Below are 6,149 nucleotides of genomic sequence, written 5' to 3'. Positions count from 1 at the left end.
CCGCACAGGCGTGGGCCGCACAGGCGTGGGCCGCACAGGCGTGGGCCGCACAGGCGTGGGCCGCACAGGCGTGGGCCGCACAGGCGTGGGCCGCACAGGCGTGGGCCGCACAGACGTGGGCCGCACAGACGTTCGGGCTCGGGCCGCGACGGTGGCCCATATCTGGGGCAGCTCTACAGCGTGCGACTACCTGGTGGTGCTCCCGGTCCTTTGGGCTGCGGGTCGCGAGGCGACCGACAGGTGGGGAGATCGTGCCGGCGCTCAGGCGGAGACGGCGTCGGGGGCGCGAGCCGCGCGGCGCAGGCCGTAGAGCGTCAGCGCCGCGGCGGCGAGTAGGGGGGCACCGTCGCGGACCAGGCCGTCCACGCCGAGCAGCCACCAGCACAGCGGCAGGTCCACGGCGAGCACGGCCACCGTGACGACGACCAGCAGGCCACGCGCCCAGTCCTTGCCACGCATCAGGAACGCGGTGCAGAACAGCACCGCGTAGCTGGCCGAGATGCCCGCGCCGAACCAGAACAGCACGGCCGGCGCCGCGCTCAGCCGACCGTCCAGGATCGAATCCCCGGCCACCAGGGCCGGCACCAGCATCAGCGGGCTGTAGGTGAAGGCCGCAACCCGGCTGGTCAGCAACCAGGCGCTGGCCTGTGGTCGACGCGGAGGGGTCTCCCGCCAGGAGATGCCGGCCTGGTCGATGACGAGGCGGGGACGGTGCCGGACGAGGTGCCCGGCCAACGCCGACGAGCGGTAGAGCAGCCAGACCACCGCGGCACAGAGCGCCGTGAGGATGGCGAAGCCGAGCAGGCCGGGCAGCGGCGGCACCCCCTGCCGGGGCACGATGAGCCGGCCTACCGCGAAGATCGTGGTGACCGCGAGGATCAGCCCGAACGGGCGAGCGGCCGTGCGACCGCGCCGTACGTGCCCGCTCAGCAACAGGAAGCCGAACGAGCGCAGCATGGCCCAGCCGGTCCGGACGGCCAGCCCGAAGCCCTGCTCCGGGGCGTACCACCAGTTGAGCAGCTCGACCACGACGGTGGCCGCCGCCGTCGTCGCCAACAGGACGGTCAGCACCCGGACGGCGGACGGCCGCCGGACCTGGGTCTCGGCGGCCGTCCTCATGGGATCCGACGATGCCCGCACGGGGCGGACTTCACACCTAGCGCTGCGGCTGCGCGGCGTCGAGGCGGGCGCGCAGCGCGTCCAACTCGGCCCAGAGCACGCCGGGCAGCTTGTCACCGAACTTCTCGAACCATTCGGTGATCATCGGAAGCTCGTTGCGCCACTCGTCCGGGTCGACCTTCAGGGCGATCCGGACGTCCTCCGGGGTCATGTCCAGACCCTCGACGTCCAGGGCGTCCGGTGCGGGAACCATGCCGACCGGCGTCTCCACCGCGTCGGCCGTACCCTCGATCCGCTCGACGACCCACTTGAGCACCCGGGAGTTCTCCCCGAAGCCCGGCCAGAGGAACGAGCCGTCCGGGTCCTTCCGGAACCAGTTGACGTAGTAGATCTTCGGCAGCTTCGCCTCGTCGCCGTCGGCGCCCTTGCCCATCTCGATCCAGTGCCGGAAGTAGTCCCCGGCGTGGTAGCCGATGAACGGCAGCATCGCCATCGGGTCCCGTCGGACCACGCCGACGGCGCCGGACGCGGCCGCGGTGGTCTCCGAGGAGAGCGTGGCACCCATGTAGACGCCGTGCACCCAGTCGCGGGCCTCGGTCACCAGCGGAACGGTGTCCTTGCGGCGACCGCCGAAGAGGATAGCGTCGATCGGCACGCCGTTCGGGTCGAAGTACTCGTCGGCGAGGATCGGGCACTGGGTGATCGGGGTGCAGAAGCGGCTGTTGGCGTGGGAGGAGAGGCTGTCACTCTCCGGCGTCCAGTCGTTGCCCTTCCAGTCGATCAGGTGCGCCGGCGGCTCACCCATGCCCTCCCACCAGATGTCGCCGTCGTCGGTGAGGCCGACGTTGGTGAAGATGGAGTTGCCCCGGTCCAGGGTGCGCATGGCGTTGGCGTTGGTCTTCCAGTCGGTGCCGGGCGCGACGCCGAACAGGCCGTACTCGGGGTTGACCGCGTAGAGGCGGCCGTCCGGGCCGAACCGCATCCAGGCGATGTCGTCGCCGATGGTCTCGACCTTCCAGCCGGGAATGGTCGGCTCCACCATGGCGAGGTTGGTCTTGCCGCAGGCCGACGGGAACGCGCCAGCGATGTGGTAGACCCGACCCTCCGGCGAGGTGATCTTGAGGATCAGCATGTGCTCGGCGAGCCAGCCCTCGTCCCGGCCCATCACGCTGGCGATCCGCAGCGAGTAGCACTTCTTGCCCAGCAGCGAGTTGCCGCCGTAACCCGAGCCGAACGACCAGATCTCCCGGGTCTCCGGGAAGTGCGAGATGTACTTGGTGTCGTTGCAGGGCCAGGAGACATCCTGCTGGCCGGGGGCGAGCGGGGCGCCGATGGAGTGCAGCGCGTGCACGAAGTCCGCGTTGTCGCCCATGGCTTCGAGGACCCGGGTGCCCATCCGCGTCATGATCCGCATCGAGGCGACCACGTACGGGCTGTCCGTGATCTCGACACCGAACATCGGGGACTCGGCCTCCACCGGGCCCATGACGAACGGAATGACGTACATGGTGCGACCACGCATCGAGCCCCGGTACAGATCCGTCATCGTCCGCTTCATCTCGGCCGGCGCCATCCAGTTGTTGGTGGGGCCGGCGTCCGCCTCGTCGACGGAACAGATGAAGGTGCGCTCCTCGACCCGGGCGACGTCCGTCGGGTCGGTGCGCGCGTAGAACGAGTTGGGCTTCTTCTCCGGGTTGAGCCGGACCAGTGTGCCGGCCTCGACCAGCTCATCGGTGAGGCGACGCCACTCCTCGTCGGAGCCGTCCACCCAGACGACACGGTCGGGGGTGGTCAGTTCCGCGACCTCACGGACCCAGGCGAGCAGTTTCGGGTGGGACGTCGGGGCCTGATCAATACCCCGCACAACAGCCGGAGCAACCATGACACATCTCCTTGTGGTCGACGCTGACCGATCTATGGGATGCACGAGACTCGGCGGCGCGATGCGTCGCCTTCGTGGAAACCTGGGATTGGCCTCAGCGTAAACCGGGCAGCCTTCCGAGTCAGTGGGACAGGTTGTGAAGAACTGCACAAGCTACGGCCTCGCTGCGGCATCACGAGCTGATACCCGCTTTCCCGCGCAGTTTCACGCAAATCTTGTTGTGCACCCCGGCGGACGCTTGTTGCGGTCGGGCCGTGGACCTGCCCCGCCGACCGGTGCGTGGATTCCCGTTCCGGAGCGCCTCAGTCCTCCCAATTGGCTACGCTCGGTGCAGCGGTCAGGCACACGGTGCTGGGCCCCCACCGGAGAGCACGTCCGCTTGCCGTTGCTACCCCGCCGACTGGGTCGCAGCCGGTAGGCTCCCCCCGTGGCCGCCACGATGACCGGGGAACAACCGGGTCCCCGGCAGACTCGACAGGGTCTCGTCGGCAGACTCCTCGACCGATTCGGTCACCTCCTCCGCGAGATGAGCAAGTTCGCCACCGTGGGTGGCTTCGCCTTCCTCATCGACTTCGCGCTCTTCAACTATTTGACGAGCAAGCACGGCGTCGAGGAGTTGACGGCGAAGACGATCTCCACTGTGATCGCGGCCTCCGTCGCCTTCGTGGGCAACCGGTTCTGGACCTGGCGGCACCGGCAGCGCAACAACGCCGCCCGGGAGTACGCGCTCTTCTTCTTCTTCAACGCGGTCGGCCTCGGCATCACGGTCGCCTGCCTCGCAATCAGCCGCTACGGCCTCGGGGCCATCTGGCCGTCCGTGTTCCAGACGCGACTGGCGGACAACCTCGCCAGCTACATCGTCGGCACCGGGCTCGCCACGCTGTTCCGATTCTGGTCGTACCGGCGGTTCGTCTTCGTCGAAGCGGGAACCCCGACCCTTCCGCAGGTGAATCCCGACCGTGACCACGGGGCGTGACCTGCCGCCCACCTCGTTCGGCCGGTGATCGCCGGCCGCACCGACTGCCCTAAGGTGTTTCGCATGCGTCTTGTCCGCCTGCTGCCTGAGCGCTGGCAGAAGTTCATCCACGAGGCGCTCAAGTTCGGCATCGTCGGCGGCATCAACACCGTCATCAATTACGCGGTGTTCAATGCCCTTGCACTGACCGTTTTCGTCAATGGTCAGTTGAAGGCGACCGTGATCGCGACCATCGTCGCCACGATCACGTCGTACCTGATGAATCGGCACTGGACGTACCGCGATCGCCCGAAATCGGCACTTCGCCGGGAATACCTGCTGTTCTTCCTTTTCAACGGCGCTGGTCTGCTCATCGAGTTGGGCGCCGTGGCGGCGGCCAAATACGGCCTCGGCGTACACGGACTGCTGGCGCTGAACCTGGCCAAGACCGTCGGCGTCCTGCTGGCCACGCTGTTCCGCTTCTGGTCCTACCGGACCTTCGTCTTCCAGCCCGTCGCCCCAGCCGAGGACGAGGCCGCGCAGCCCGAGACCACCTGGCACGACATTCCGCGCGACGAGTGGGACACCATGGCGGAGATGGACCCGGTCGCCGAGTTGGCGGAATCCGTGTCCGAGCTGGAGGAGGCGGATTCCGCACAGCGCCCCGACGCTCCGCCCGGCGCACCCGCCCAGGGCCGACCCACCCGACTGAGCGTCAGCCCTGCCGCCGACCTGGACGCGGAACTCGCCGCGGAGCTGCACGTCAGCACCCGTCGCGCGCCCCGCCGGTGACGGCCCCCGAGGCCCGCTCCGGCACGGGGCGACCGGCCGAGCTGTTCTTCGAGGATCTTGTCCCGGGGCTCACCGTCGACCTCGGCGTGGTCACCGTGGATGGCGACGAGATGGTCGCCTTCGCCCGCCGCTTCGACCCGCAGTGGTACCACGTCGACCCCGACCTGGCCGCGGGGAGCCGGCACGGCGGCCTGATCGCCAGCGGCTTCTACACGGTCAGCCTGTTCATGCGCGCGTACGTCGACCACCTGCTGTCCCGGGCGGCCGCGGACGCGTCCCCCGGCCTGGAGGAGCTGCGCTGGCTCGCCCCCGTCCGCGCCGGCGACCGGCTCGCGGTCCGGGTCGACGTGATGGGCGCCCGGCCGTCGACCGCCCGCCCCGGGCTCGGCACCGTCAGCCTCACCGGCACCATGCTCCGCCTCGGCCCCGACGACCGGCCCGAGCAGGAGGTGCTGCGCACCCGTTTCCGCGGCTGGTTCGCCGTCCGCCCGGCCGAGGCCGATCCCACCGATCCCACCGATCCCACCGATCCCACCGAAGCCGATCCAGCCGAAGGTGAGCGGCCCGAGCCTGACCGGCCCGAGCCCGGCCGGCCCGAGGCTGACGCGCCCGCCAGCGACCCGCCCGGCGCCCAACGACACGACTGACCCGCCCCGGCAGGGGCGGGTCACCAGCGGCCCGGATCAGGTCGTGGTGTCGCGCAGCGGCTTGCCGTCCTGCATGTCGGCGAGCATGTCGCGCATCTCTCCGTCGCCCAGCGAGTGCTTGTCGTGCTGTGCCTCGACCAGCTCGTACAGGGTGGTCTGCACCTTGCCGACATTCGGCACGTCGGCGAGCACCGACTGGCCGCGCTCACCGGCCGACTCGATGGTGAGCGTCCCGCAGCCGAGCAGGCGCTCGATGAAACGCTGGTTCATCGAGTGGTCGTTGACCCGGGTGAGCGGGAGGTCCCGCCGATCCCGGGAAAAGACACCCTGCTGAAGCAGCACTCGCTCGTTGGTGAACAGGTAGTGCGTGGTACGCCAGACCAGGAACGGCCACAGGCCGAGCCAGAGCACCGCGATCAGGGCGATTGCCCCGATCACGGCCAACGCGATCGAACCGCCACCGCTCTCGGGCAACAGCAGCACACCGACCACCACCGCGGCGATGGCCAGCACCAGCACCGCGATCGGCCGGATCAGCGCCTTCCAGTGCGGGTGCAGATGCAGCACGACGTGCTCGTCCTCGGTGAGCACGTCTTCAGGAAACGCCACGGGAACCTCCAACGCCATTGTCTCGACGCGCAGACGGTAAACCCCGCAAGCCCCACCACGACATCCGCCACGCGGCCCGACAAGCTGTATATGATCTTGCACTTCCGGTCGCCGTCGCGCGGCTCTCACCAGCCCGGCCCGGACG

Annotated in this window: 6 protein-coding genes; 3 read left to right on the top strand and 3 right to left on the bottom strand. The window is 69.3% G+C overall.

Annotation, left to right across the window (positions count from 1 at the left end):
• Positions 1 to 261: 261 nt before the first annotated feature.
• Both AB0J33_RS04895 and AB0J33_RS04890 read right to left on the bottom strand, forming a co-directional pair.
• Positions 262 to 1,119, bottom strand: a complete 858-nt coding sequence (locus AB0J33_RS04895; protein WP_363609878.1) for a hypothetical protein — start codon at positions 1,117 to 1,119, stop codon at positions 262 to 264.
• Positions 1,120 to 1,156: 37 nt separating this feature from the next.
• Positions 1,157 to 3,001: a phosphoenolpyruvate carboxykinase (GTP) gene (locus AB0J33_RS04890; protein ID WP_363609876.1), complete on the bottom strand. Its 1,845-nt coding sequence runs from the start codon at positions 2,999 to 3,001 to the stop codon at positions 1,157 to 1,159.
• A gap of 526 nt (positions 3,002 to 3,527) precedes the next feature.
• On the opposite strand from AB0J33_RS04890, the gene AB0J33_RS04885 reads away from it, so the two are divergent.
• From AB0J33_RS04885 to AB0J33_RS04875, 3 genes are all read left to right on the top strand, one after another.
• A complete protein-coding gene (locus AB0J33_RS04885) occupies positions 3,528 to 3,977 on the top strand; it encodes a GtrA family protein (protein WP_363609874.1) in 450 nt (149 codons plus the stop codon).
• Between the two features lie 63 nt (positions 3,978 to 4,040).
• The gene (locus AB0J33_RS04880) at positions 4,041 to 4,748 is read left to right on the top strand and encodes a GtrA family protein (protein WP_363610242.1); all 708 of its coding nucleotides are present in this window, start codon (positions 4,041 to 4,043) and stop codon (positions 4,746 to 4,748) included.
• Entirely contained in the window at positions 4,745 to 5,395 is a 651-nt protein-coding gene (locus tag AB0J33_RS04875; RefSeq protein ID WP_363609872.1) for a MaoC/PaaZ C-terminal domain-containing protein, read from the top strand. Before AB0J33_RS04880 ends, AB0J33_RS04875 begins: the two co-directional genes overlap by 4 nt.
• 36 nt (positions 5,396 to 5,431) lie before the next feature.
• Here AB0J33_RS04875 and AB0J33_RS04870 read toward each other — a convergent pair whose 3' ends face one another.
• Entirely contained in the window at positions 5,432 to 6,004 is a 573-nt protein-coding gene (locus tag AB0J33_RS04870) for a PH domain-containing protein (RefSeq protein WP_363609870.1), read from the bottom strand.
• Positions 6,005 to 6,149 lie beyond the last annotated feature (145 nt).

Origin of the sequence: Micromonospora sp. NPDC049645 (assembly GCF_040675155.1) — a bacterium.
Taxonomy (GTDB): Bacteria; Actinomycetota; Actinomycetes; order Mycobacteriales; family Micromonosporaceae; genus Micromonospora.
The sequence above is the reverse complement of the archived record's forward strand: the minus strand, read 5'-3'. Positions and strand labels throughout refer to the sequence as shown.

Bases quoted from the DNA above. Each gene is read 5' to 3' on its own strand.
- AB0J33_RS04895 (WP_363609878.1), bottom strand. From the start codon at position 1,119: ATGAGGACGGCCGCCGAGACCCAGGTCCGGCGGCCGTCCGCCGTCCGG.
- AB0J33_RS04890 (WP_363609876.1), bottom strand. From the start codon at position 3,001: ATGGTTGCTCCGGCTGTTGTGCGGGGTATTGATCAGGCCCCGACGTCC.
- AB0J33_RS04885 (WP_363609874.1), top strand. From the start codon at position 3,528: ATGAGCAAGTTCGCCACCGTGGGTGGCTTCGCCTTCCTCATCGACTTC.
- AB0J33_RS04880 (WP_363610242.1), top strand. From the start codon at position 4,041: ATGCGTCTTGTCCGCCTGCTGCCTGAGCGCTGGCAGAAGTTCATCCAC.